This window comes from Corynebacterium sp. HMSC064H12 (assembly GCF_001809925.1).
Lineage (GTDB): Bacteria > Actinomycetota > Actinomycetes > Mycobacteriales > Mycobacteriaceae > Corynebacterium > Corynebacterium jeikeium_D.
In genome coordinates, this window is record NZ_KV799341.1 from 149725 (window position 1) to 173076 (window position 23352).

Sequence of the window (23352 nt, forward strand, 5' to 3'; positions counted from 1 at the left end):
CTCGGTATCTTACCTGCTAGCTAAAGGTAAGTTCGCTCACGGTCGACAAAGGCAGATTTGCGCCCGTCAGCGTCAACGCCAGGCCCTCCCCGGTGACGTGGGCTTCCTCCACCTGCATACCGTGGCCGATGTCGTAGCTCAACAGCGTACCGCTCGCTTCTCCCAGCCAGCCGGCCAGGCCATCGAGGTTTAAGCCGAGGATTGAGCCGCCCTCCAAGTTGATTTCGATATGGCCGCCGTTGGCAATCGGGCGGAATTTGGAGGTCGCAAATCCGGAGGCGAATTCAATGTTGAACAGGCCTTCGTCCGGCAACGGCGTGATTGTGGAAGCGCGTACACCGCTTTCCCGGTTAATTAGCGCCTGCAGCAGTTGAGGTGGGATTGTGACGTCTACTCGCAGCGACTCTGCGGTCGGATCCGCACGATTGCTCAGATCCACGTTTTCCAGGTGCACTTCCGCTGCCGGGTCACCGTTGATCTCCGGTGCGCCACCCAGCGCCTCCGGGTTCTTGACCTCCAGTGTGTTCGGAGTGGACAGATCCATCGAGGGCACGGACTTCGTGGCCAAGGCGAGCAGCATCGGGCGGGTGCCGAAAGAAACCTTGGGGTCCTCAGTGACCGTCGCACCACGCTCTTCGGCGGAGGTGCGGTAGCCGTCGGAAATCTCCTTGCTCACGAACATCCGGACGCCGATTTCGCCGGCAATCGCAATGAGCGCCACCACGATGATGACACCGAGGACGGTGGGCAGGACTTTGACGCTCGACGAGCGTTTAGCAGAACTCATGGTTCCCAGTCTTGCTTAACGACGGCTCCGTCGCTACCACTTATCTTCGCCCGGTATCCGTCCCCTCGGTGTCGCCCCGGAGTGCCCCCTCCAGTGCGCAACCTACTTAGTGACGTAGTCCGCCAGCACAGCGGTCTCAGCGTTGAGGACGCGTTCCAGGTACGGAGCTGCCTTCTCCTCGAGCTTGCCACCGAGCAGCGGCACGTTGATGGCGAACTCGGAGTTGGTGGTCAGCACTGAACCTTCACCCTGGGCGGTGAGCTTCTGGGACGCACTGAAGGACGTCGGTACGCCCGAAGCTTCTGTGGTCACGGTGGAGGTCGCGCCGTCGTCGTTAAGCGGGCTGATGACGAACGTGCGCGTCATGCCGACCCCGGACTTAACGAACTTCTGCGCCTGCGCCGGAATCTTGTCAGCAGAGACGGTCTGGCGAATCACGACGGTGGTGCCAGCGTCGGTGGTCTCGAACTTTTCCACCTTGCCGTCAGCTGCCGAGAAACGGTTTGCGACTTTCTCCCAGAAACCGGCGTCGGTGAGGGCCTCGTAAACCTTCTCAATCGGCTGGTCGAAGTTGACGGTGTGCGTGTTAGTCGTAGTCATGCGCTTGATGATACGTAATTTGCACTACGCTAGGGGCGTGGAAAATCTCGACCAATCGCCGAACCCAATTCACCTGACCTCCGACATGGAAGAAGCCATCGATGGGCTTGCGGGGCTAGAGGGGGTGGAGCTCAGCACGCATACCGCTTTCGCGGATTTGACGACGCTCCGCCTCGGCGGGGTACCGCGTGCCGTCGTCCGGTGTAGCACGACGGACGCTGTGGTCGATGTTGTACGCACGCTTGACGACGCTAACGTGCCCCTCCTCATCGTGGGAGGCGGATCCAACCTGGTGGTGGCCGATGAACTCGAGCCGCTGGTGGCTGTGGTGATCGAGGCCGACAACGTGACCATGAGCACTCGCGGACACGGGCTGGAGTCCGTGTCGGCAATCGTGGAGGCCGAGGCCGGTGCGGTCTGGGACGAGGTCGTGGAGATGAGTGTCGACGCAGGTTTTGGCGGCCTTGAATGCCTGTCGGGTATTCCGGGATCGGCCGGAGCCACTCCGGTGCAGAACGTTGGCGCCTACGGTGCTGAGGTGTCGCAGGTCCTGGACTCGGTGCAGCTTTACGATCGCGCAACCGGCTCGGTCGAGTGGGTGGAACCGGAGTCTCTCGACCTTTCCTACCGCTACTCGAACCTGAAGTTCACCGCACGGGCAGTGGTGCTGGCCGTGCGGTTCGAGCTCAGTGTGGATGGCATGTCCGCGCCACTTCGCTATGGCGAACTGGCGCGGCGCCTGGGCGTCGACGAGGCCGAGGCTGCGGCTGGCGAGATTCGCAGGCCGGCTGAGTTGGTGCGCGAAAAGGTGCTTGAGCTGCGCCGGGGCAAGGGCATGGTGCTCGAAGATGCTGACCGCGATACCTGGTCGGCGGGTTCTTTCTTTACCAACCCGATCATTCCGGAGAACTCGGTGGAGGCCGTGCGTGCAAAGGTTGCCGCGCTGCGTGGGGCCGATGAGGCCGCGAATATGCCCGCATTCCCCGCTGGCCCCGGCCACGAGGGAGCCGTGAAGCTCTCGGCGGCGTGGCTTATCGAGCGCGCCGGGTTCCCGAAGGGCTACCCCGGTGACGGTGCGCCCGCACGACTGTCGACTAAGCACACTCTTGCCCTGACCAACCGCGGGGAGTCCGGCGACGGTACGCCTACGACCGCCGCCGACTTGGTGGCTTTGGCGCGCGATGTGCGCGCTGGCGTGGAAAAGGCCTTCGGCGTGACCCTGGTGCCCGAGCCGGTGTGGGTCGGCGTGAGCATCGATTAGGCCCGCGGCGGGTGGCTGATGGCCAGTGGGGGCGGACTGGAGAGGCTGGCGTGCCTGATGGGACTAACGGGGGTGATGGGGCTGACCGGGGCGCTGGGGCTGATAGAACCGCCGGGTAGTCCTCAGTTTGCGCTCCCGGGCCTTCTCCCAATGGCGGGGATAGAGAAAGTGACTAGGTTTATGACACGTGAATATTATTCACCCTCAGTTTTTTGTCATAAACCTAGTCACTAAGTCTGGGGGGGGGAGCCGGGGTCCGCCTTAAAGGGATAGGAGCCCGCTCTACTCAGGCCCCTATCCCAACTACAAAACCACCGTGAACTAATGGTGCTTGCGGTGGGAAAGCGAATCGACGCTCTGGCCCTTCTGCTCCAGCTGCGTGAGCAGCACGTCGCGGACATCGCGGCGGCGGACCTTGCCCATCTGGTCGCGAGGTAGTTCCTCCAGGTGGAAGAATGCGCGCGGCACCTTGTACCGGGTCAGGTTGTCGTAGCAGTGGTCGCGGTAGGCGTCGGAATCCAGTCGGGCGTAGTCAGCAAGGGTGATGGCGGCCACGACCATCTCGGAGCCGTCACTCTTCGGCAGGCCGACGACCGTGGCATCGGTGATGTCCGGGTGGGAGAGCAGTACTTCCTCGACCTCGGCCGGGTAGACATTGAAGCCACCGGTGATGATGACCTCCTTGATGCGGGCAACCAGCTTGATGAAGCCGTCCGACTCCATGACTCCGACATCGCCGGTGCGGTACCAACGGTCGCCAGCGGGAAGCTCAGCAGGCCCATCGGTGAAGGACTTCTCCGTTGCCTCCGGGAGGTTGAGATAACCGGCGAAAACCTGTGGGCCTCGGACGATGACCTCGCCCTCCTCGCCGTCAGCGCGGAGTTTGGTGGGATTTTCGGGGTCAACGATGGCAACCTCGGTGTCGGGGAATGGCAGGCCAACGTAGCCCGGGCGGCGGTTGCCGTCCATCGGGTTGCCGACGATAATCGGTGACGTTTCGGTGAGGCCGTAGCCTTCGACAAGGCGCCCGCCAGTGAGTTTCTCCCACTTCTGCACAAGGGAAACCGGCAGGGTAGCAGCACCGCAGAAGGCGAACTTCACGCCGGAGAGGTCGACATTATCGCGCTCGGCGGCTTCGACAATCTTCTCGTAGAGAGTCGGCACACCAGGCACCCATGTCGGGCGATTGTTCTTCATCACCTTCATAATCAGCGGAATCTCCGGTGCCGGCACCAGCACCAGTTCAGCGCCAATCAGCATGGACAAGTTGGTGACAATGGTCAGGCCGTAGGCATGGAACATCGGCAGAACACCGAGGGAGATCTCCCGCTCCTTGCCAAGGCCCGGCACCCAGGCCTTGCCCTGCAGAATGTTGGCTACCAACCCCTGGTGACTCAACTGCGCGCCCTTTGGCGAGCCCGTGGTGCCAGAGGTGTACATCATCACTGCAGTGTCATCGGCAGTGATGGATTCATCGGCCTGGAGGTCGTGGCCGTCTCCGCCGACGGCGTCGTGAAGCAAAGCGTCAAAACCCATGACCTGCGGTGCGGAGGAGTGCAGCTTAGCGCGGGCGGCGCGGAGTTTCGGCAGCGGGATCGACAGGGCGGTGCGCATGACAAACGGCAGGTCCTGCAGCATATTGACCGCGATGATGGTCTCGAGCGGGGTGTTGTTGCGGAGGTCCTCAAGTACGGGGACGATCTTGTCCCAGCAGATGGCAAAGCGGGCGCCGTGGTCGTTGAATGGGTGGCGCAGTTCGTGGGCGGTGTAGAGGGGGTTGTGCTCTACGGCAACAGCGCCGAGGTGCAGAACTGCCCAGTAGGCGATGACGTGCTGCGGGCAGTTCGGCATGAGCAGTGCCACGCGATCGCCTTTGCGTACGCCAAGTGCGCGCAGGCCGGCGGCAACGCTGCGAACCTTGGCATCCAGCTCGGCGTAGGAGGTGGAGCGACCGAAGAAGGTCAATGCCTTGCGGCGCGGGTGGTTGCTCAGAGTGTGGCGGTAGACGTCTAGGAGGGTGTCGAAGTTGTAGTCGATGTGGGGTGGGGTCCACTCCGGATACAGGTTCAGCCAGGCCTTGGAGGCCGCAGCGTTGGGTGTGGAACCGTGAGCTGGGGCAGAGTCATTTGCAGCGTGTGAGCTGGATGTATCGGCCATGGGATCCTCCTAGGTTTTTGTTTATCGCCTGACTATGTCGTGAGGTGATAATAACCTACGACGTAGTAGGTATCGACCTCTATTGTGCCGTACGTCGCACTGCGATGCCGGAATTCCTATACACGTATTTGAGGTACTCATTTGCGGGGTTGCCCCTGGCATAGGCACTCTGGGCAGTATGAGCGAAACATTTCCGGCGGCAACGGCGGGCGCAGACGCGGCCACCTCTAACACCCCGGCGTGGCCGAACCGCATCGCGATGATCTCCATGCATACCTCTCCGCTGGAGCAACCGGGCATCGGTGACGCTGGTGGCATGAATGTCTACGTGCTGCGCACCTGCGAGGAGCTGGCGCGACGCGGTGTGAAGGTGGATGTTTTCACCCGCGCCACGCGTTCCAGCGATGGGCCGGTGATTCAGGTCAGTGAGAACTTCCGCGTCATCAACATTGTGGCTGGCCCATATGAGGGGTTAGAGAAGTCAGACCTGGCTACGCAGATGCCGGCCTTTGCCGGTGGGGTCATTGAATTCGCCCGCAAACAGGGGATTGAATACGACCTGATCCATTCGCACTACTGGCTCTCTGGCCAGGTGGGGTGGCTGCTGTCGGATTTGCTTGACATTCCGTTTGTGCACACGGCGCACACGCTGGCGGCAGTGAAGAATCTCCATCTGGCGGAGGGAGATACGCCGGAGCCGGAGTCTCGGCGTATCTGTGAGCAGCAGATTGTGGACAATGCGTGCCGGCTCATCGTCAACACCGATGCCGAGGCTAAGCAGCTCGCGGATCTCCACGATGCCGACCCGTGGCGCATCAATGTCGTGCCGCCCGGGGTGGACGTGGAGCTCTTTTCGCCGGGCAGTGATCGTGCCACCGAGCGGTCCCGTCGTGAGCTGGGCATCCCGTTGCACACTAAGGTCATTTTGTTCGTCGGTAGGCTGCAGCGGCTGAAAGGCCCGCAGGTATTGCTGCGGGGTGTCGGTGAGCTCATGCGTCGCCATCCCGCCACTAATGTCCGAGTGATTATCTGCGGTGGACTTTCCGGTTCTGGGCTGCATGCGCCCGACGAATTCACCAATCTCGCCGCGGAAGAGGGGATCGACCACCTGGTCCGGTTCATGCCCCCGCGCCCGCCGCAGGACCTGGCGAAGCTCTACCAGGCCGCAGATATTGTCGCCGTGCCCAGTTACAACGAAACTTTCGGGTTGGTGGCGATGGAGGCTCAGGCCACCGGTACTCCCGTTGTCGCGGCGAATGTCGGCGGACTCTCCATCGCTGTCGACGATGGGGTCAGCGGTTTGCTTGTCGACGGTCACGAGCCCGCAGCCTGGGCCGATGCCCTCGGTCGCCTGGTGGAGGACGACGAGCTACGCATTAAATTGGCCACCCAGGCACGCGAGCACTCCCTGGAGTTTTCCTGGCAAAAGACCGTGGATCGGTTGGCCGATGTCTATCATCGAACCGAACTCCAAAAGGAAAATTGTCCCGGCTCTATCCGGGATGCGGGCGGCTCCCGGTAGGTTTCGTTAGCTTCAGTACCGCCAGAGCCGTAGCCACAAAAGCAGGGAGATGATTCACGATGAGCACGGACATCCAAGTACAGCTGAAATCCCTCGGTGAGCAGCTGGAACGCCTCGGTGTCGAGCATGGTATTGCAGACAATGCCGCCGTGGTGGTCCTGCCTGGTAAGAAGAAGCTCAAGACTGTCGTCGGCCTCATCCCGGCACCGGACTCCCTGCGTGTTGAAGCCTTCGTCTGTCGCGCGGTCGAAGAAAACCACGAGGCCGTTTACAAGTGGTTGCTACAGCGCAACCGTCGTCTGTTCGGCATCGGTTACACCATCGACGCCGCCGGCGACATCTACCTGGTCGGTCAACTGCCCGCTGAGCTTTCCGACGATGACCTCGACCGCCTCCTCGGTCAGCTGCTCGAGACGGCCGATGGGGACTTCAACCAGATCCTCGAACGCGGCTTTGCATCGGCAATTAAGCGCGAGTGGGAGTGGCGGGTTGACCGTGGGGAAAACCTGGCCAATCTGGAGCAGTTCCGCCACATGGTTGAGTAGCCGGGGGTAGCAACCCACATAGCGGGGCAACGAACGGCGGGCTTTCCCGTTTTGGGGCACAATTAGGGGTATGAGCAATGGAAAACTGATTCTTGTCCGTCATGGCCAGAGTGAGTGGAACGCATCCAACCAGTTCACGGGCTGGGTCGACGTTGCACTGACCGACAAGGGCCGCGCTGAGGCAGTACGTGCCGGTGAGATGCTCGTAGAGGCAGGCCTGAAGCCGCAGGTTCTCTACACGTCGCTGCTGCGTCGCGCAATTAACACCGCACACATTGCCCTGGATACCGCTGACCTGTTGTGGATTCCGGTTATCCGTGACTGGCGTCTGAACGAGCGCCACTACGGTGCTCTGCAGGGTCTGAACAAGGCAGAGACCAAGGAGAAGTACGGCGAGGACCAGTTCATGTCCTGGCGTCGCTCCTACGACACTCCGCCGCCGGAGCTGTCGGATGACAGCGAGTTCTCGCAGGCTAATGACCCGCGTTACGCCAACCTGGATGAGGTTCCGCGCACGGAGTGCCTCCTGGACGTCGTGAAGCGTTTCATTCCTTACTTTGAAGAGGAAATCCTGCCGCGTCTGAAGGCCGGTGAGACTGTCATGGTGGCAGCTCACGGTAACTCCCTGCGTGCACTGGTCAAGCACCTGGACAACATCTCGGACGAGGACATTGCCGCTCTGAACATCCCGACCGGTATCCCGCTGGTTTACGACTTTGATGCTGAGGGCAAGGTTTTGAACCCGGGTGGCACCTACCTGGATCCGGAAGCTGCAGCTGCAGGTGCTGCTGCTGTTGCTGCTCAGGGCAACAAGTAAAAATGTAGGTGTTTGATAGGCCGATAAGGGGCGCAGCCAAGTGGGGCTGTGCTCCTTGGTCTATTTAGAGCTAGCTAGCGCACTGATTTTCAGCGCGCGCGGATTGTGAAAAGAGCTTAGGGTAAGACCCGTGTCAAAAATCATTATCGCCGCTCTATTAGGTGCTGCGGTTATGGCAGCTGTGCTGATTCTTGGTGGAGTTGTCTCGGGTGCCTATAACGCCGCTCGGCGTCAGAAGAGCGACGAGGAAAGTTCAATAACCACCATGGCGCAGGTCATGCACCTGGCCATTCAGAAGTCTCCGACGGGTGTGGTGGTCGTTGACATCTCACGTGATTTGATTTTGTCGAACTCCATGGCGCACAAGTTAGGGCTGGTCTATGAGCGCCGCCTCAATGACGTGGGCTGGGAAGCTGCGCTCAAGGTCTTTGACTCGCAGGAGGACCAGGAGCTAACGCTGGTGCTGCCGTCGCGCCGGGCGGGGGCGCCGGACACAATTGTCCGCTGTCAGCTAACTCCGTTGTCACTGGTGGACGACCGTTTTGTGGTGATTTATGCGGCGGATGTCTCCGAACAGGCCCGTATGGAGGCCGCGCGACGTGACTTTGTGGCTAACGTTTCCCACGAGCTCAAGACTCCGGTGGGGGCCATCAGCCTCTTGGTCGAGGCGCTGAATGAAGCTACCGACGACCCGGTTGCCGTGCGTCACTTTAGTGAGAGCCTGACGCAGGAGTCCAAGCGGATGTCGACCATGATTACGGAACTCATCTCGCTGTCGAAGCTGCAGGGGGCAGAGCCGCTGCCGGACATGTCTCCCGTGAAGGTTGAAGAGATTGTCCAAGGAGCTGTGCGTCGTAACCAGATGCTCTCGGAGCAGGCGGGTATTGAAATCACCGTTGACTGTGAGCCGGATTTGGTGGTTGAAGGTGAACGCAGCCTGCTGATCACCGCGGTGTCCAACCTGATTTCAAATGCGATCAACTACTCGCCAGAGGCCACGCCTGTATCTGTGACTGCGGTCAAGGAGGATAACGACACCGTCGCTATCCGCGTCACTGACCGCGGTATCGGCATTTCCCAGGCGAATCAGAAGCGTATCTTCGAGCGCTTCTTCCGTGCGGATAAGGCACGCTCGCGGGCGACAGGCGGTACCGGTCTGGGCTTGGCAATTGTTAAGCACGTCGCAGCGAATCACAAGGGAACCGTGAAGCTGTGGAGTCGGCTGGGCACAGGATCGACCTTCACCATTGAGCTCCCGCTGATGGAAAAGAACGGTTCCGCGTCGAATGATGGCGATGTATCTGCACGTTTGCCAATCGGCCACACCCAGCCTGCGGGTAAAATTGCGGCTAAGAAAAACGCGCAGCGCGGTACGGGCAAAACCCGTGGCAAGGATAAGGATTCCCAGAACAAGGATTCCAAGGAAGGAATGAAGTAATCCGTGACTGAGGTACTTATTGTCGAAGACGAGACGGCTTTGGCGGAGCCGCTTGCGTTTCTGCTGCAGCGCGAAGGATTCGAGGTGCGGATGGCCGCTGACGGCCAGGAAGCACTTGCAGAATTCTCCAAGGCAGAACCGGACATTGTGCTGCTGGACCTCATGCTGCCAGGTATGAGTGGCACCGAGGTCTGCAAAAACATCCGCTTAAAGTCCTCTGTCCCAGTGATTATGGTGACCGCCCGTGACACTGAGATTGACAAGGTCGTCGGCCTCGAAATTGGTGCGGATGACTATGTGACCAAGCCGTATTCCTCTCGGGAACTTATTGCCCGTATCCGGGCTGTGCTGCGCCGCGGTCGCCACGACGACTCCGACGATGTCGAGGATATCTACGAGGAGGTCTTGCGCGGCGGCCCGGTCGTGCTGGACGTCGAGCGCCATGTAGTCACCGTTGACGGCGATGATGTCGCAATGCCGCTCAAGGAATTCGACCTGCTGGAGTACTTGCTGCGCAACCGTGGTCGTGTGCTAACCCGTGGCCAGCTCATCGACCGCGTCTGGGGCTCCGACTACGTCGGCGACACCAAGACGCTGGACGTACACATCAAGCGCCTGCGCTCCAAGATCGAGCGCAATCCTTCCTCGCCGGAGTTCCTGGTCACCGTTCGCGGCTTGGGTTACAAGTTCGAGGACTAGCTCAGCAGACTGCTGCCGACAATCTCCGCCGTCGGTCTGAGAAACCCCGACTTAAACCTCGTCCGGCGCCAGCCCCTCGGCCGCTGCGCGTGTGGCCGGGTGAATCGCCAGCAGTGGGTAGCCACTCGGCCCGAAAGCCTTGGCCGCGCCCGCTATTTCTCGGGCACGGCAGTGCTCCGCCAGAATTTCGTAGCACTCTTCGCCGATGAGCTCTATTAGCTCGGACTTGTGCGTGCGCCACACCGGCTCGCCACCGGTATGTGTGGCCGGCGCGCCCGTGCAGAACCATTCAAAGTCCTCGCCGCCATCGCCCCAGGCACGACGATCGTATTCGGTAATGGTCGTGCGCAGAATCTCCTGGCCGTCCGGGCGTTCCTCCCAGTCCTCCAGTCGGCGCAGCGGCACCTGCCAACACACATCCGGCTTGACCTTTACGGGGTCAATGTCGTTGGCCATCGCCCATTGGTGGATGGCACAGCCCGCACCATTGCGCCATCCGTCACGGTTGGCAAAAATGCAGGCATTCTTCACGACCTTCGTTTTCAGAGCAGGCTCAGGCTCTCCGTTTTCGTCGTCAAGCTCGTCCCACACTAACCACGGTTCCAACGGTTCGGAGGGGTCGGTTTCGTAGGTTTCAAGCCACTTCAGAGTTTGTTCGGGGCGGTTCTGCCACCACTGGGGCTCTGCGGAGTCGCCTTCCATTCGCTTTACGACGTCAATAACCCTCTCGCGGTCTTCTTCGTCGGTGATAAAGGCGCCATGGCCACAGCATCCGACATCCGCGTTCGCGGAGTCGATGCCCTGGCAAGCGGAGGTGCCGAAAGCGCATTGATAGGAGCTCATCAACCAGGTTAGGTCGCAGGTGATGATATGTTCTGGGTCCTCCGGGTGGGCGAACTCGAACCACTCGCGGGGAAAGTCATAGGCGACTTCAGCGGGAGACGGTTGCGGTCCACGACCGGGGCGGGGGTGGGGTTGATTCACACCAATACACCGTAGACCGTCTAACCTACTAAGAGTGAGATTAGGTGTATTAGATGTAGGTAGTAATACCGTCCACTTGGTGATGGTGGACGCCCGCCGGGGCGGACATCCGACTCCGATGAGCGATTCCAAGTCGACGATGAAGCTGGTCGAGTACCTGGATAAGGACAACAACCTGTCCAAGAAGGGCATTGACAAGCTGACGGGCTACGTCGCTGAATCCAAGGAATTGGTTGAGCAGATGAAGTGCGAAGAGATGATTAGCTTCGCCACTTCAGCTGTTCGCGATGCCACGAATGCGGACGAGGTTCTCGCCCACGTTGAGAAAGAAACTGGCATTAAGCTGCAGATTCTCTCCGGTGAGGATGAGGCTCGTCTGACCTTTTTGGCAGTACGGCGCTGGTACGGCTGGTCTGCTGGTCGTCTAATCAACCTGGATATCGGTGGCGGTTCTCTTGAGCTGACGTCGGGTACTGATGAAGATCCGGAGGCCGCGTACTCGCTGCTGCTCGGTGCGGGACGGTTGACCCACGAGTGGTTCGAGACCGATCCGCCGGAGCGCAAGAAGATTGACCTGCTGCGCGATTACATTGATGCTGAGCTCGCTGAGCCAGCTCGTCATCTGCGTACGCTTGGTGAGCCGGACTTGGCTGTCGCCACCTCGAAGACTTTCCGCACTCTCGCTCGCCTGACCGGTGCGGCGCCTTCCGCTGCTGGTCCCCGGGTTAAGCGCACTCTGACTGCCGCTGGTTTGCGCCAGTTGATTGCGTTTATTTCCCGCATGACGGCGGCTGACCGTGCTGAACTTGAGGGTGTTAGTGCGAATCGTTCTCACCAAATTGTCGCAGGTGCTCTCGTTGCAGAGGCTAGTATGCGAGCATTGGGATTAGAGAAGGTCGAGATTTGTCCTTGGGCGCTGCGTGAGGGCATTATCTTCCGACGACTGGACAGTGACCTATACGGAAAGGGTTGAGATGAGCGAGGAAAAGCTCACCGTTGCCGAACTGCTGGCGCGGCGGCAGAAGGAGGGAGCCCCCTCTGAACCACCGCGGCGCCGCCGTCGACGCAGCCTTGAAGAAGGCGGTGTGTCTGTTCAGGAGCTCACCGGCTCAATCCCTCGTGTAAAGGCCGACGAACCGCGACGTGGTGCTCACGCTCTTTCCAACGCAGACGACGATCAGACGACTACGAGTGATTTGCTTGCCGACGAAGCTGCGGCCAACGCCGCCGAAGAAGCGCAGGCAACCGAACCGGAGGTAGAAGCTCCGGAGCACTCGGAGGCTGTCGCTGAGCCAGTGGTAGTTGCTGAAGGGGCGGATTCGTCGGAGCATGAGGTTCAAGCTGAGGCCGAGGCTGAAGCTGCTGATCAGGAAGAAGAGGAGTCGGAATTAGCTGAGGCTGACGCCGAAGTAGCTGACGCCGAGGTCGCTGAGGCCGAAGCTGACGAGGTTGCCGAAGTTGCTGAAGAACCGGTTGCACCGGTTGCACCGGCAGCTCCGCAGCAGGAGCAAGCCGCGCAGAGCACACCAACTGCGCAGCCAGCAGCCCCTGCGGTGCCATTGGCAATTCCGATGGAACCCCGTCCGGTCATGGTCAACTCCGAGCGTTCGGAGATTACCTACACCTTCACCGAACTGCGTGACATGGCAGACGAGTCGCAGCAGCTTGGGGAGCCGGGGCCAGTCGCTCGTGCGGTACTCACCGGTTCCAACGCTTACGACGACCGTCCGACTGCCTCCATTCCGGTTGTCCAGGACAATGTCGACGAAGAGTCCGAGGCATCCGCTGAATCGGATGACGTCGACGGTGAACAATTTGCTGAGGCTGAAGCTGCTCAGGAAACCGCTACCTTCGAGGCTGCCGACGCTGACGCCGATACCGGTGCCGCTTCCAAGGCGGCAGTGGCAGCCGCTGTCGCTCCTGAAGTTGCACAGGCAGAAGACGCACAGGCCGATATCGAGCAGGCCGAGGACGCCCCCACTGAGGCTGCGCAGGTCGAGACCACACCGACCCAGGCCGCAGCTGACGAGAAGCAGGCGGAGCCCCGGGACGTCGTTAAGCGTGAAGAATCCAAGAGCTCCAAGGGCAAGGCCGTCGCGCGCGATGGCTACGCCGAGGACAATTCCCTCTCGGTGCCGTTGCTGCTAATCCAGGTCTTCGTGGGTCTGATTGCTGGTGCATTGGTGTTCCTGGGCTTCACCATGGCCTGGTCGTCGCTGCCAAAGATTGTGGTTGTCATCATGGCTCTCGTGGTCGCTGGTGGCTTCGCGGGAATGGCGAACTACCTGCGCCGTGAGAAGGACAAACTGACACCGATTCTTGCAGGACTTGTCGGTTTGGCGCTGACATTTGGCCCCTGGATTCTCTTCCAGTTGTAGTGGGGTCAACAGAATAATCATCACCTGATGCAGGGGTCGGAAGCGTAGTTTTCCGGTCCCTGCATTCGCATGTGTGGGCCAGTTTTGGCACACTTAGCGTCCATGACAAGAATTGCTGTAATTGGTGGCGGAAAGATTGGTAGCGCACTCGTCGGTGGTCTCATCGACGGTGGTGTCTCGCCCTCCTCGATTTATGTGGTGGGGCGCACCAAGGAGAGCCTGGCCGGTCTGAAGGAGACCTACGGCATTGTCGATGCCGACGACCCAGTAGGGGCCGTCGACGGTGCCGACGTGGTGTTCTTGTGCGTAAAACCGTACTTGATTATCGACATGCTCGAGCAGATTGCCGACGTGCTCGATGACTCTGAGGTCGACACCATTGTGGTGTCGATGGCGGCTGGCATCACGCTGGACAAGATGGAAAGCGTCTGTGCTGTCGGTACTCCGGTGATCCGCGTCATGCCGAATACCCCGATGCTGGTGGGCAAGGGGGTCTGTGCAGTCGCGCCGGGCCGCTTTGTCACGGAGAGCCAGACCGACGAGGTTGTCGAACTGTTGAAGAAGGTCGGCAGCGTTGAGGTTGTCGATGAGTCGCTGATGTCTGCAGTCACTGCAGTCTCGGGCTCCGGTCCGGCTTACTTCTTCCAGTTCGTCGAGGCGATGACCGACGCGGGTGTGAATCTGGGCCTCAAGCGTGATCAGGCTAAGCGTCTGGCGTCGGCTACGGCTGCTGGTGCAGCCGAGATGATGATGCAGGAAGGCGCGGACCCGACTGCGTTGCGTGCTGATGTCACTTCGCCGGGCGGTACAACGGCAGCGGCCACCCGAGTTTTCGAGGAAGAGGGTATTCGTCGCGCGGTGCATCGCGCGCTGCAGGCTTGCTATGACAAGGCCAATGAGATGGGTAAATAAGTATTTCGCCGAGTGGTCGCGGGTGTACAAGTAACCCCAATATTTGGGGCATTGGAAATGGTTAGGGGCAGTAGCTAATCCGATACGCAGGGACGATGAGTTAGTCACAACTGTCACACCATTCGCCAATGCCCCTATTTTTTATCAAAAATCGCACCGGCACCTTGCCTACCGGTAGGATATGAAAAGCACGTGCGTGTCACGATTTTCTGCAGGAGGGGAAGCCTGCAGCGCGTCGCGTGCGCTGAAGGGAATATTTACTAATGCAGAATGCAGATAAAGGCACCTTTCTGACCGTTGCGGAAGTTGCTGACATCATGCGCGTATCCAAGATGACCGTCTACCGCCTGGTTCACGCTGGCGAGCTGCCGGCAGTGCGCGTTGGCCGTTCTTTCCGCGTCCATGAGTCCGCAGTCAAGGAGTACCTGGACTCCTCTTTCTACAACGCGGGTTAATTTTTTCTGCCTTTTAAGCGGGGCTGTTTGACCTGAACGCATATGTCCCCGCTATGATTAATCCGATTAGTACATGGTGCTGTGCTGCGCCCCTGTTTCCTATCGTCTTCAAGTCATGAAGTATCGAGCTGTGAAGGCGGAAGGAAAAAAAGGGCGTGACATCTCGGCGGTTGTAAGGCCGCATTGAGTACGCCGCCATTGTGCAAGAAAAAATTTCCGTCAACGAATAGCGAGGTCGAGCCGATGGGTTCCGTCATTAAGAAGCGTCGCAAGCGCATGTCGAAGAAGAAGCACCGCAAGATGCTTCGCCGTACCCGCGTGCAGCGTCGTAAGCTCGGCAAGTAAGCCAGCATTCCTGCCGTTATCGCAGGAGCGCGCGTGCTGCGTCGCGTACACGTTTTAAAAGCAAAACCCGCCCGGTCTCGTTGAGATAGGGCGGGTTTTGTCGTTGGGGGGGGGGGCTAATCACGGGCTGCCGATTACGGGCTGCAAATGTGAAACTGTAGGAGTTTATGACACTTTCAGGCCATTTTTCGAGCCATTTTTGTCATAAACGCAGTCACTAACTCTCGAGTGCGCCTAGCAGCGTTTAACTTTCCTTGTTCGCGTCCCACAGTCGCTTGCCGACGAGTCCCGCGCCCCCGACAGCTCCTGCCAGCAGTGCTCCGATCGAGAGCCACCGCATCGTGGCGAAGGTTGCGGAGCGAAAGTGGCGATAGTCGTAGATAGTCCACCCCATCTTCTGGGCGTAATTCCGCAACTTGCGGTCCGGGTTGATGGCCACGGCGGTGCCCACCATGGACAGCATGGGAATGTCGTTGGCGGAATCTGAGTATGCCGTGCAGCGAGACATGTCCAACCCGGAAGAGGCTGCCAGAGCTGCCACCGCGTGCTTCTTACCCGGGCCGTGGAGAATATCGCCTACCAGGCGGCCAGTGAACTTGCCATCTTTGACCTCGGCGACCGTGCCAAGGGCGCCGGTCAGTCCGATGTGCTTAGCGATAACCTGGGCCAGCTGCACCGGGGTGGCGGTGACCAGCCAGACCTCTTGGCCAGCCTGGATATGTAGTTCCGCCAGATCGCGGGTGCCCTGGTAAACGCGGTCGCTGATCTTTTCTTCAAAGATTTCTTCGCCGAGTTTGACCATTTCATTCACATCGTGGCCGGCGAAAAACTCCAATGCCTGTTCACGGGCCTTAGCTACGTCGGCAGCGTTTTCCGCGCCTGAGATTCGGAATTTCAGCTGCTTCCAAATCATGCCGGCCAAATCACGCTTCTTGATGAAGCCGCGCTCGACCAAACCCATGGCAAAGAGGAAGATTGATGCGCCTTGGACAAGCGTGTTGTCCACATCGAAGAAAGCGGCTGCGCCCTGATCGCGTTCGACACCTGGAATGGGCTGCGAGAGCACACGGGCACCGCCAGCGGCATCTTCGGCACCAGCTACACTGCGAAATCCCGTAGCCAGTTCTTCGCCGCCGACGTCGTAGACTTCGCCGAGAGCTTCCAGTGCATTGGCAGCCGCTGCAGCACCAGCTTCCTCCTGTGCTTCGTCATTGAGCGGAGCGAGAACTACCTGCTCGAGGAAGTTGCGGACGTTACCCTGCGAGGACGCAAGGTCACCCAGCATGTCGATGGGGAAGGGGGAGCGGTTGTCGGCACTGAACTCACTCACGGCACGAAAATCTCTTTCCACGGTGTATGCAACCGACATCCGTTATCGGAAGCTCTTGTTGAATAGTATCCGGTCTTTAGGCAAAGCTGCGCGCTGAGATTCAAGGAGCGGATGGGGCAAGGATAAGAAGAGTCACTTTTGCAGGGGAAGTGTGGGGAGGGGGACGTCGTAAAGCGAAACAGTCGACCTTTAGACTGGCCGTTATGGTGACTGTGACGGTGATGAGTAGGAAGACGTGCGGTTCGTGCGCCCGAGTGATTGCGCAGATTGAGCCGCTAGTTCGGGACCAAAATGCGCAGTTCCAGGTGGAAGACGTCGATACCGATCCGAACTTGGCCATGGAATTTGGCGATCGCGTGCCGGTGATTTTGGTCAATGATGAGGAAATCGCTTGCTGGGAAATCGATGATGATGAACTCCTGGAAGCGATAGCGGAGGCCGAATAAGTTCGGGAGACAACTCTGCCGAACTGCTAGGAGCTGCGGAGACATGGCAGAATGTGGAGTAGCGGCAAAGAAGTAGGGGAGTGCTGCGAACATCGAGGTAGAGACTAAGTAAAGTATGCCTTTGTTGTGACGAGATGGCAGAGTTGTCTAGCGTTAACAGTCATAGCTGTGTGAAAAAGCCCGTAGCGGGGCCTGTGAAGGAGCAATAGAGCGGTGATTGAGCGGTGAGTGTGCTTCTCGTCGGAATGTCGTACCGGTCTGCACCGGTGACCCTTCTTGAAAAGGTCTCCGTCGGTGAAACTGAGCGAGAGGCCATTTTGGCTCGGCTGGTCGCGGATGAAGCGATCAGCGAAGCGATGCTGTTGTCGACCTGTAACCGCGTTGAGTACTACGTGGTGGCCAACGGCTTCCACTCTGGCCTATCGGCCGTGGTCCGTGAAATTGTCGGTCGTACTGGGCTCGAACTCGATGAACTGACACCGCACCTCTATGTGCGGTACGCACAGGCCGCAGCGGAGCATGCCTTCTCGGTGTGTGCTGGTCTTGACTCGATGGTGCTGGGGGAACAGCAGATTATCGGTCAGCTTCGCAATGCTTACCAGGAAGCGGACGAAGCCGGCACCGTCGGTCGCATGCTGCATGACTTGGCGCAGAAGGCGCTGCACACAGGCAAGCGAGTCCACAGCGAAACACTGATTGATAATGCGGGCGCATCGATGGTCTCCGTGGCCATCGACGAGGCGATTGCTGCGCTGCATCCTGGGTTCAACTCTGGTGTTGACGTCGCTGAGGGTACCGATATTCTGGCCGGACGTTCGGCCCTTATCCTCGGCGCCGGTGCGATGAGTTCGCTGGCCGCCAGTTACCTGGGGCGCTGCGGCATTGATCGTCTGATTATTGCCAACCGCACCGTTGACCGGGCGCAGAACCTGGCTAACCACTCGATCGAAGCGGGCATCCCCGCTACTGCTATTGCGTTGCATGATTTCGCTGATGTCCTCGATGATGTGGACATTCTCGTCAGTGCCACCGGAGCCATGACTCCAGTGGTCTCAGCTGCAGATGTTGTCGACCACGGCCCGCTCGCCATCGTCGATTTGTCTATGCCTCGCGACGTCGCGGAGGATGTCTCCGGGCTTGAGGGGATCGCACTCTTCAACATCGAATTGCTGCAGATGACTCGCACGGAGGTTCCGGGTCGTGATGATGAGGCTGCAGCGCGCGACATTGTGGCCGAAGAGTTGGAGTCCTACCTCACGGCGCAGCGCGCAAGCGAGGTAGCACCGACTGTTCGCGCTCTGCGTGAGCGCGCGGCGGATGTGGCGGCGGCTGAGCTCGCTCGCCTGGAGGCGAAGACACCGGGTCTTACTCAAAAGGAACGTCGCGAGGTCGAGTCCACGGTTCGCCGCGTCGTCGATAAGCTCTTGCACGCGCCAACGGTTCAGGTCAAGAAGCTTTCTAGCCAGCAGGGTGGTGGCAACTACGCGCTTGCCCTGCAGAAGCTCTTCGACCTGCCCCTATCCACCCCCTCTGGCCTGTATGCTGACACCGATATCCCCGCAGATCTCATGGTAGAGGGCCGAATTGGGCGGATGCAGGGATTTGAGCAGTATGGTCTTGACAGTAGTGCCATCATTGAAGGCGTTGCTGAAACCACCAAAAATTAACACCCGGAGGGAAACATGCCTGACCCAGCGACTATTCGTATCGGTACCAGGGGCTCGGAACTGGCCACGACACAGGCCGGTCACGTCCGTGATGCACTGATTGAGCTGGGACAGCCTGCAGAGCTGGTGATTGTAAAGACCGCCGGTGACCATAACCGCCACGACCCGGTGGAAAAGATTGGCATCGGTGTCTTCACCCAGGCGCTGCGTCATGCACTCCGCGAGGGGGTGTGCGACATTATCGTGCACTCGTTTAAGGACCTGCCGACCCTGCCGGAAGACGACATGATGGTCGCAGCCGTGCCGGAGCGCGTCGATCCGCGAGAAGCGCTGATTTCCCGCGATGCCACGCCGCTGATGGACCTGCCTGAGGGGGCTCGTGTGGGTACCTCCGCGCCGCGTCGTGTCTCTCAGCTGCGTGCGCTGCGCTCCGATCTGGAACTTGTACCATTGCGTGGAAACATCGAAACCCGCATGGGGCGCGTCTCTGAGGACTTGGACGCTGTCATTCTGGCTCGCGCTGGGCTGGAGCGCACGGGTCGCCTCGGAGAGATTGCGGAATCCCTGGATGTGGATGTCCTCATGCCAGCCCCGGCTCAGGGCGCCCTGGCGCTGGAGTGCCGCACTGCTGACCGCGAAATTGTGGATATTCTGCGCAAGATTGACCACCCGGTGTCCCATGCCCGGGCTGTCGCTGAGCGCGCGGTACTCAATGAGCTGGAAGCGGGCTGCACCGCTCCGGTCGCGGCCTACTCAACCGTGAGCGACAGTGGTGAACTCACCCTGCAGGCGGGGGTGTTCGCACTCGACGGTTCGCGTCAGTTGCTCGAGACCGCTACCGCAAACGTGGATAAGGCCGATGAGCTTGGCCGGAAGGTTGCGGCGGCCCTGCTCGAACGGGGTGCTCATGAGGTAATGGGCGATACCCTGCGGGAATCTCAAAAGTAGCCGGTTAGTTAATTTGGCTCAAACCCTTTATGCTAATAGGCCTGTATGCATGCCGTTGGGATAAGGGTTTCCTTCGTGTGCTCGCATGTGAGATTCAGGTATCTACCTGCCCCTCACATGCGTTGGCGCATGTCCGCTTTCTTCCTTAGAGACTCATCGGCACGAAAAGTGAACAACCAATAGAAAAGAAATCACTCCGCAACGATGAACACCTCCCTCCCCTCAGCAACGGGACGCATCCTGTTCGTCGGCGCTGGTCCTGGAAATCCCGACCTGCTGACGCTTCGCGCCCGTGAGATTCTCGCAGACACCGCTATCGCCTACGTCGACGCCGATGTCATGCCGGGGGTTCGAGAGCTCGTCGCAACCGATGTGCCTGTTCCTCCCGAGCTGCTGAAGGAAGCCGAGGAAGAGTACGAGCGCATGTGCGCCGCAGCCAAGGCCAAGGGATCTCGTCGTAAGCCGCCGCGTCCGGCACCACCGACCGCCGCAGATCTGCGCACGCCTATCGACGATCCCAAGAAGATGGCAGAATTGCTCGTCGAGGAAGCCGCTAAAGGCAATGACGTGGTGCGTTTGGTGGCAGGCAATCCGCTGACCAACGATTCGCTGCTGGCCGAAATCAACGAGGTCTCGCACGCCGATGTTGAGTTCCAGATCGTCCCTGGCATGTCCGTGCCCTCCACCGTCCCGGCATTTGCCGGTATCGCGTTGGGCTCGACGTACACGGAGACCGATCTCGATCGCGCCGATGTGGACTGGGACGAGCTGGCCCAGGCACCGCAGCCGCTGGTACTGCAGGCCGTGCAGGACGACCTGTCCGCCATTGCAACTGAGCTCGGCGAACGCGGCCTGCCGTCGTCGTTGCCGGTGTCGGTGACTGTCAACGGTACGACTCGTCTGCAGCGCACCTACGACGTCACGCTGGGCACCTTGGCGCAGCTCTCGGGTGACCTGACCGGTCCGCTGGTGGTCACGCTTGGCAAGGGTGTGGACAATCGTTCGAAGTACTCATGGTGGGAAAACCGCGCTCTCTACGGATGGAAGGTGCTGGTCCCACGTGCCAAGGCGCAGGCAGGCCCGATGAGTGCCCGTCTCGTTGCGCACGGCGCCATCCCGATTGAGGTCCCGACCATCTCAATCGAGCCACCGCGCAGCCCGGCGCAGATGGAACGCGCCATCAAGGGGCTTGTCGACGGCCGTTACCAGTGGGTTGTCTTCACTTCCGTCAACGCCGTCACCGCAGTGTGGGAGAAGTTCCAGGAATTCGGCTTGGACGCGCGCTCCTTCGCTGGGGTCCGCATCGCAGCCGTCGGCCATCGCACCGCCGCTGCCATCCGCGATCTCGGCATCACTCCGGAGCTGCTTCCGGATGACACTCGTCAAAATGCCGCGGGCATTGTCGACGTGTTCCCGGAGTACATCGAGGATCTCGATCCGGTCAACCGCGTGCTGCTGCCGCGCGCCGATATCGGCACCGATGTGCTTGTCGACGGTCTGATTGACCTGGGCTGGGAAGTTGATGATGTGGTCGCTTACCGTACCGTGCGGGCAGCGCCACCGAGTGCGGATATCCGCGACATGATTAAGTCCGGTGGCTTCGACGCAGTGTGCTTCACCTCGGGGTCGACGGTGAAGAACCTGGTCGGCATCGCGGGTAAGCCGCATGCTCGCACCATCATTGCCTGCATCGGGCCGATGGCCGCAGCCACGGCTCGCGAGTACGGCCTGCGGGTAGATGTCGTGCCGGAGCGCGCAAGCATCCCGGAGCTGGTGGATGCGCTGGCAGAGCATGTTGCGCAACTGCGGGCGGCAGGGCAGCTGCCACCACCGCGCAAGAAGCGTCGTCGTTCGCGTAAAACCAAGGACTGAGCAGGGGCGTACCGGAGCGAGTTCGCGTTTTGATTAAGGTTGTCTTTATGACTACATCTGGAGCTTCTGAATCATCCCGCGAAATCGATCTCGAACAGTTTGGATTTCCTCTCCCGATTCGTCGCCCACGCAGGCTGCGCACCAACCCGGTGATGCGTGCGATGACGGCGGAGACGACACTGGCTCCGAAAAATCTCATCCTGCCCATGTTTGTTGCAGATGGGATTGATGAGCCGAAGCCAATCAGCTCCCTGCCCGGGGTAGTGCAGCATACCGAGGACTCCCTGGTAGAAGCTGTGCGCGAGGCTGTTGAGGCAGGTATCTCGGCAGTTGACCTCTTCGGTGTCCCGCTGGATGCGGACAAGGACGGCGAGGGCTCTGAGTCCTGGAATCCGGAGGGCGTACTCAACCGTGCCCTGCGTCGTCTCCGCGACGAGTTCGGGAATGACATTTTGATTATGGCCGACACCTGCCTGGATGAGTTCACTGACCACGGCCACTGTGGTGTGCTGGGCAAGGACCGCTTCGGCAACACGGTCGTTGAGAATGACCGCACGCTGATTAACTACATCAAGATGGCCGTTGCGCAGGCCGACGCCGGTGCCCATATCGTGTCCCCTTCGGGCATGATGGACGGCCAGATTGCCGCAATTCGCGAGGGCTTGGATGCCGCTGGCCATGAGGATGTCTCCATCATGGCGTACTCGGCAAAGTACGCCTCCGCCTTCTACGGTCCATTCCGTGAAGCTGTGGGCAGCTCGCTGCAGGGTGATCGCCGTACCTACCAGCAGGATCCTGCAAACCGTCGTGAGTCCCTGCTTGAAGTGCAGCTCGACGTTGACGAAGGTGCGGACATGGTGATGGTCAAGCCGGCCATGAGCTACCTGGACATTCTGCGCGAGGTCGCGGATATGTCGCCGGTGCCGGTTGCCGCCTACCAGGTCTCTGGTGAGTACGCGATGATTCACGCCGCTGCCGCCAACGGGTGGATTGACCTGGATGCTGCGATGATGGAGGCAGTACTGAGCATTCGCCGTGCCGGTGCGGAGCAGATTTTGACCTACGCAGCGGTGGACTTGGCGAAGAAGCTGCGCGCCCAGTTCTAATTCGCTCGGGTGAACGTGCAGTAGCAAATATCGAGAAGTGGACGGATGACTAAAGAAGAGAAGAAGCCCGCAATTCCCGAGCAGGTCGAGGGAGCTAGGCAGGCGTGGCGGGTTACGGCCGTGTTGCAGCTGCTCGTCGCTGCGGTAGCTACGGTGACCTACTGGCTGCATCCGGAAATGCTGATGAGCCCCTCAACCGCTAAGGAGAATTTCCCGGGTTTCAGCGAGGGCCAGATTGATGCTGCCATGAAGGCGACTATCGTTATCGCGTTCTTTTTCGCAGTGGGGCTTTGCATCGCGTTCTTCGCCATTATCGAGCGAATGCGCAAGGGGAGCGAAGGTGCTCGCACCGTGCTGGTTATCGGCTCGCTTTACCTGGCACTGTCGGCGCTGATGTCCTTCTTCTCTTCTACGGCTTCAGAATCGGGAGTGCCGGCATCCCTCGTTCTTATCAGCGGAATTGTGCGAATCGCCTCGGCCACTGCCGCGGTAGCGGGTCTAGTGCTCGCCGCTTCGAAGGAATCCAAGGACTACTTCGATCATCAGCGCCCGTCGAAACCGTGGACCCCGTCCGCTCCGGAATCGCATCTGCCGAGAGCGTCGAAGCATGGCGCTGATCCAAAGCGGCAACAGCAGCTGGGCCAGTCACAGCCCAAGCAATCCAAGCAGCCTGAGGAGTCCAAGCGATGATGTCCCTGCCGAGTCGGCCCTGGCAGTGGGTGCTCTTCGTCGCGCTCATCGCCCAGATTGTCCTGAGCTTGATACTGGTCACCGGCGACTATTCGCAGGCTCCCGCCGCCGTTGGCCGCGATATCTACATCGTCGCCGGTGTGACGCTGGTCTGCTCGCTTATTGGTAGCGGCTGCTTGCCGACGGCCACTGAGTTCAAACTCTCCCGGAACTGCCTGCTCATCATGGTGATTATCACGGCTCTCGCCATGTTCTTTGCCATTATGGCTGGAGCGCTGACTGTATGGGTTATCGCGCCCAGCCTGGCGATGGCGTGTGGACTACTGTTGCTCTATCGTGAATTAGCGCTCACGCGCGCCAACCAGCCACAGGATTAGACGGAAAGTTTCAAAG

General features: G+C 59.9%; 23 protein-coding genes. 18 read left to right on the forward strand and 5 right to left on the reverse strand.

Features of this window, described 5'->3' with window-relative positions:
- Nucleotides 1-16: 16 nt before the first annotated feature.
- Both HMPREF2681_RS05580 and HMPREF2681_RS05585 read right to left on the reverse strand, forming a co-directional pair.
- Nucleotides 17-787 carry an LmeA family phospholipid-binding protein gene (locus HMPREF2681_RS05580; protein WP_016421971.1) on the reverse strand — a complete coding sequence of 257 codons (771 nt, stop codon included), beginning with the start codon at nucleotides 785-787 and terminating at the stop codon, nucleotides 17-19.
- 102 nt (nucleotides 788-889) lie between these two features.
- Nucleotides 890-1387, reverse strand: coding sequence for a DUF2505 domain-containing protein (locus HMPREF2681_RS05585; protein ID WP_016421972.1), 498 nt, complete (start codon nucleotides 1385-1387; stop codon nucleotides 890-892).
- 85 nt (nucleotides 1388-1472) lie between these two features.
- Between HMPREF2681_RS05585 and HMPREF2681_RS05590 the strand changes: the two genes are divergently transcribed.
- Nucleotides 1473-2648: a UDP-N-acetylmuramate dehydrogenase gene (locus tag HMPREF2681_RS05590; protein ID WP_070546389.1), complete on the forward strand. Its 1176-nt coding sequence runs from the start codon at nucleotides 1473-1475 to the stop codon at nucleotides 2646-2648.
- A 321-nt stretch (nucleotides 2649-2969) separates the two neighbouring features.
- Here the strand turns inward: HMPREF2681_RS05590 and HMPREF2681_RS05595 are convergent, their stop codons facing one another.
- Nucleotides 2970-4805 carry a long-chain-fatty-acid--CoA ligase gene (locus HMPREF2681_RS05595; protein ID WP_080969550.1) on the reverse strand — a complete coding sequence of 612 codons (1836 nt, stop codon included), beginning with the start codon at nucleotides 4803-4805 and terminating at the stop codon, nucleotides 2970-2972.
- A gap of 259 nt (nucleotides 4806-5064) precedes the next feature.
- Between HMPREF2681_RS05595 and mshA the strand changes: the two genes are divergently transcribed.
- From mshA to HMPREF2681_RS05620, 5 genes are all read left to right on the forward strand, one after another.
- Nucleotides 5065-6327: a D-inositol-3-phosphate glycosyltransferase gene (gene mshA, locus HMPREF2681_RS05600; RefSeq protein ID WP_172620248.1), complete on the forward strand. Its 1263-nt coding sequence runs from the start codon at nucleotides 5065-5067 to the stop codon at nucleotides 6325-6327.
- A gap of 59 nt (nucleotides 6328-6386) precedes the next feature.
- The gene (locus tag HMPREF2681_RS05605; protein ID WP_049172367.1) at nucleotides 6387-6872 is read left to right on the forward strand and encodes a type III secretion system chaperone family protein; all 486 of its coding nucleotides are present in this window, start codon (nucleotides 6387-6389) and stop codon (nucleotides 6870-6872) included.
- A 70-nt stretch (nucleotides 6873-6942) separates the two neighbouring features.
- The gene (locus HMPREF2681_RS05610; protein WP_016421977.1) at nucleotides 6943-7689 is read left to right on the forward strand and encodes a phosphoglyceromutase; all 747 of its coding nucleotides are present in this window, start codon (nucleotides 6943-6945) and stop codon (nucleotides 7687-7689) included.
- A gap of 130 nt (nucleotides 7690-7819) precedes the next feature.
- On the forward strand, nucleotides 7820-9127 hold the full coding sequence (locus tag HMPREF2681_RS05615) for a sensor histidine kinase (RefSeq protein WP_016421978.1): 1308 nt from the start codon (nucleotides 7820-7822) through the stop codon (nucleotides 9125-9127).
- Nucleotides 9128-9130: 3 nt separating this feature from the next.
- Nucleotides 9131-9826, forward strand: a complete 696-nt coding sequence (locus HMPREF2681_RS05620; RefSeq protein ID WP_016421979.1) for a response regulator transcription factor — start codon at nucleotides 9131-9133, stop codon at nucleotides 9824-9826.
- Nucleotides 9827-9877: 51 nt separating this feature from the next.
- Here HMPREF2681_RS05620 and HMPREF2681_RS05625 read toward each other — a convergent pair whose 3' ends face one another.
- Nucleotides 9878-10810: a DUF3109 family protein gene (locus HMPREF2681_RS05625; protein ID WP_016421980.1), complete on the reverse strand. Its 933-nt coding sequence runs from the start codon at nucleotides 10808-10810 to the stop codon at nucleotides 9878-9880.
- A 34-nt stretch (nucleotides 10811-10844) separates the two neighbouring features.
- Here HMPREF2681_RS05625 and HMPREF2681_RS05630 point away from each other — a divergent pair, with 34 nt between their 5' ends.
- The 5 genes from HMPREF2681_RS05630 to HMPREF2681_RS10945 all read left to right on the forward strand — a co-directional run bounded on the left by HMPREF2681_RS05630 (nucleotide 10845) and on the right by HMPREF2681_RS10945 (nucleotide 14900).
- Nucleotides 10845-11783 carry a Ppx/GppA family phosphatase gene (locus tag HMPREF2681_RS05630; protein WP_161798518.1) on the forward strand — a complete coding sequence of 313 codons (939 nt, stop codon included), beginning with the start codon at nucleotides 10845-10847 and terminating at the stop codon, nucleotides 11781-11783.
- 1 nt (nucleotide 11784) lies between these two features.
- Nucleotides 11785-13188, forward strand: coding sequence for a hypothetical protein (locus tag HMPREF2681_RS05635; RefSeq protein WP_016421982.1), 1404 nt, complete (start codon nucleotides 11785-11787; stop codon nucleotides 13186-13188).
- A 102-nt stretch (nucleotides 13189-13290) separates the two neighbouring features.
- Nucleotides 13291-14100 carry a pyrroline-5-carboxylate reductase gene (proC, locus tag HMPREF2681_RS05640; protein WP_016421983.1) on the forward strand — a complete coding sequence of 270 codons (810 nt, stop codon included), beginning with the start codon at nucleotides 13291-13293 and terminating at the stop codon, nucleotides 14098-14100.
- A gap of 263 nt (nucleotides 14101-14363) precedes the next feature.
- Entirely contained in the window at nucleotides 14364-14555 is a 192-nt protein-coding gene (locus HMPREF2681_RS05645) for a helix-turn-helix domain-containing protein (protein ID WP_005509751.1), read from the forward strand.
- Between the two features lie 243 nt (nucleotides 14556-14798).
- Nucleotides 14799-14900: a 30S ribosomal protein bS22 gene (locus HMPREF2681_RS10945; RefSeq protein ID WP_003855542.1), complete on the forward strand. Its 102-nt coding sequence runs from the start codon at nucleotides 14799-14801 to the stop codon at nucleotides 14898-14900.
- A 244-nt stretch (nucleotides 14901-15144) separates the two neighbouring features.
- Here the strand turns inward: HMPREF2681_RS10945 and HMPREF2681_RS05650 are convergent, their stop codons facing one another.
- Nucleotides 15145-16269, reverse strand: coding sequence for an HAD family hydrolase (locus tag HMPREF2681_RS05650; RefSeq protein ID WP_016421984.1), 1125 nt, complete (start codon nucleotides 16267-16269; stop codon nucleotides 15145-15147).
- Nucleotides 16270-16433: 164 nt separating this feature from the next.
- Here HMPREF2681_RS05650 and HMPREF2681_RS05655 point away from each other — a divergent pair, with 164 nt between their 5' ends.
- The 7 genes from HMPREF2681_RS05655 (at nucleotide 16434) to HMPREF2681_RS05685 (ending at nucleotide 23336) form a co-directional block, all read left to right on the forward strand.
- A complete protein-coding gene (locus tag HMPREF2681_RS05655) occupies nucleotides 16434-16676 on the forward strand; it encodes a glutaredoxin family protein (RefSeq protein WP_016421985.1) in 243 nt (80 codons plus the stop codon).
- Between the two features lie 224 nt (nucleotides 16677-16900).
- On the forward strand, nucleotides 16901-18343 hold the full coding sequence (locus HMPREF2681_RS05660) for a glutamyl-tRNA reductase (protein WP_042388369.1): 1443 nt from the start codon (nucleotides 16901-16903) through the stop codon (nucleotides 18341-18343).
- A gap of 15 nt (nucleotides 18344-18358) precedes the next feature.
- A complete protein-coding gene (gene hemC / locus HMPREF2681_RS05665; RefSeq protein WP_049190547.1) occupies nucleotides 18359-19291 on the forward strand; it encodes a hydroxymethylbilane synthase in 933 nt (310 codons plus the stop codon).
- 204 nt (nucleotides 19292-19495) lie between these two features.
- Nucleotides 19496-21163, forward strand: coding sequence for a bifunctional uroporphyrinogen-III C-methyltransferase/uroporphyrinogen-III synthase (locus HMPREF2681_RS05670; RefSeq protein WP_070546360.1), 1668 nt, complete (start codon nucleotides 19496-19498; stop codon nucleotides 21161-21163).
- 47 nt (nucleotides 21164-21210) lie between these two features.
- The gene (gene hemB, locus HMPREF2681_RS05675) at nucleotides 21211-22269 is read left to right on the forward strand and encodes a porphobilinogen synthase (RefSeq protein ID WP_070546391.1); all 1059 of its coding nucleotides are present in this window, start codon (nucleotides 21211-21213) and stop codon (nucleotides 22267-22269) included.
- A 45-nt stretch (nucleotides 22270-22314) separates the two neighbouring features.
- A complete protein-coding gene (locus HMPREF2681_RS05680) occupies nucleotides 22315-22959 on the forward strand; it encodes a hypothetical protein (RefSeq protein ID WP_016421990.1) in 645 nt (214 codons plus the stop codon).
- Nucleotides 22956-23336 (forward strand): hypothetical protein, encoded by a 381-nt coding sequence (locus HMPREF2681_RS05685; RefSeq protein ID WP_016421991.1) that lies wholly within the window; start codon nucleotides 22956-22958, stop codon nucleotides 23334-23336. The genes HMPREF2681_RS05680 and HMPREF2681_RS05685 overlap by 4 nt, the downstream gene beginning before the upstream one ends.
- Nucleotides 23337-23352: the final 16 nt, after the last annotated feature.

What these genes read in the sequence shown, in the direction of transcription:
- HMPREF2681_RS05580 (WP_016421971.1), bottom strand. Translation starts at nt 787, where the DNA reads ATGAGTTCTGCTAAACGCTCGTCGAGCGTCAAAGTCCTGCCCACCGTC.
- HMPREF2681_RS05585 (WP_016421972.1), bottom strand. Translation starts at nt 1,387, where the DNA reads ATGACTACGACTAACACGCACACCGTCAACTTCGACCAGCCGATTGAG.
- HMPREF2681_RS05590 (WP_070546389.1), top strand. Translation starts at nt 1,473, where the DNA reads ATGGAAGAAGCCATCGATGGGCTTGCGGGGCTAGAGGGGGTGGAGCTC.
- HMPREF2681_RS05595 (WP_080969550.1), bottom strand. Translation starts at nt 4,805, where the DNA reads ATGGCCGATACATCCAGCTCACACGCTGCAAATGACTCTGCCCCAGCT.
- mshA (WP_172620248.1), top strand. Translation starts at nt 5,065, where the DNA reads ATGATCTCCATGCATACCTCTCCGCTGGAGCAACCGGGCATCGGTGAC.
- HMPREF2681_RS05605 (WP_049172367.1), top strand. Translation starts at nt 6,387, where the DNA reads ATGAGCACGGACATCCAAGTACAGCTGAAATCCCTCGGTGAGCAGCTG.
- HMPREF2681_RS05610 (WP_016421977.1), top strand. Translation starts at nt 6,943, where the DNA reads ATGAGCAATGGAAAACTGATTCTTGTCCGTCATGGCCAGAGTGAGTGG.
- HMPREF2681_RS05635 (WP_016421982.1), top strand. Translation starts at nt 11,785, where the DNA reads ATGAGCGAGGAAAAGCTCACCGTTGCCGAACTGCTGGCGCGGCGGCAG.
- proC (WP_016421983.1), top strand. Translation starts at nt 13,291, where the DNA reads ATGACAAGAATTGCTGTAATTGGTGGCGGAAAGATTGGTAGCGCACTC.
- HMPREF2681_RS05645 (WP_005509751.1), top strand. Translation starts at nt 14,364, where the DNA reads ATGCAGAATGCAGATAAAGGCACCTTTCTGACCGTTGCGGAAGTTGCT.
- HMPREF2681_RS10945 (WP_003855542.1), top strand. Translation starts at nt 14,799, where the DNA reads ATGGGTTCCGTCATTAAGAAGCGTCGCAAGCGCATGTCGAAGAAGAAG.
- HMPREF2681_RS05650 (WP_016421984.1), bottom strand. Translation starts at nt 16,269, where the DNA reads ATGTCGGTTGCATACACCGTGGAAAGAGATTTTCGTGCCGTGAGTGAG.
- HMPREF2681_RS05655 (WP_016421985.1), top strand. Translation starts at nt 16,434, where the DNA reads ATGGTGACTGTGACGGTGATGAGTAGGAAGACGTGCGGTTCGTGCGCC.
- hemC (WP_049190547.1), top strand. Translation starts at nt 18,359, where the DNA reads ATGCCTGACCCAGCGACTATTCGTATCGGTACCAGGGGCTCGGAACTG.
- HMPREF2681_RS05670 (WP_070546360.1), top strand. Translation starts at nt 19,496, where the DNA reads ATGAACACCTCCCTCCCCTCAGCAACGGGACGCATCCTGTTCGTCGGC.
- hemB (WP_070546391.1), top strand. Translation starts at nt 21,211, where the DNA reads ATGACTACATCTGGAGCTTCTGAATCATCCCGCGAAATCGATCTCGAA.
- HMPREF2681_RS05680 (WP_016421990.1), top strand. Translation starts at nt 22,315, where the DNA reads ATGACTAAAGAAGAGAAGAAGCCCGCAATTCCCGAGCAGGTCGAGGGA.
- HMPREF2681_RS05685 (WP_016421991.1), top strand. Translation starts at nt 22,956, where the DNA reads ATGATGTCCCTGCCGAGTCGGCCCTGGCAGTGGGTGCTCTTCGTCGCG.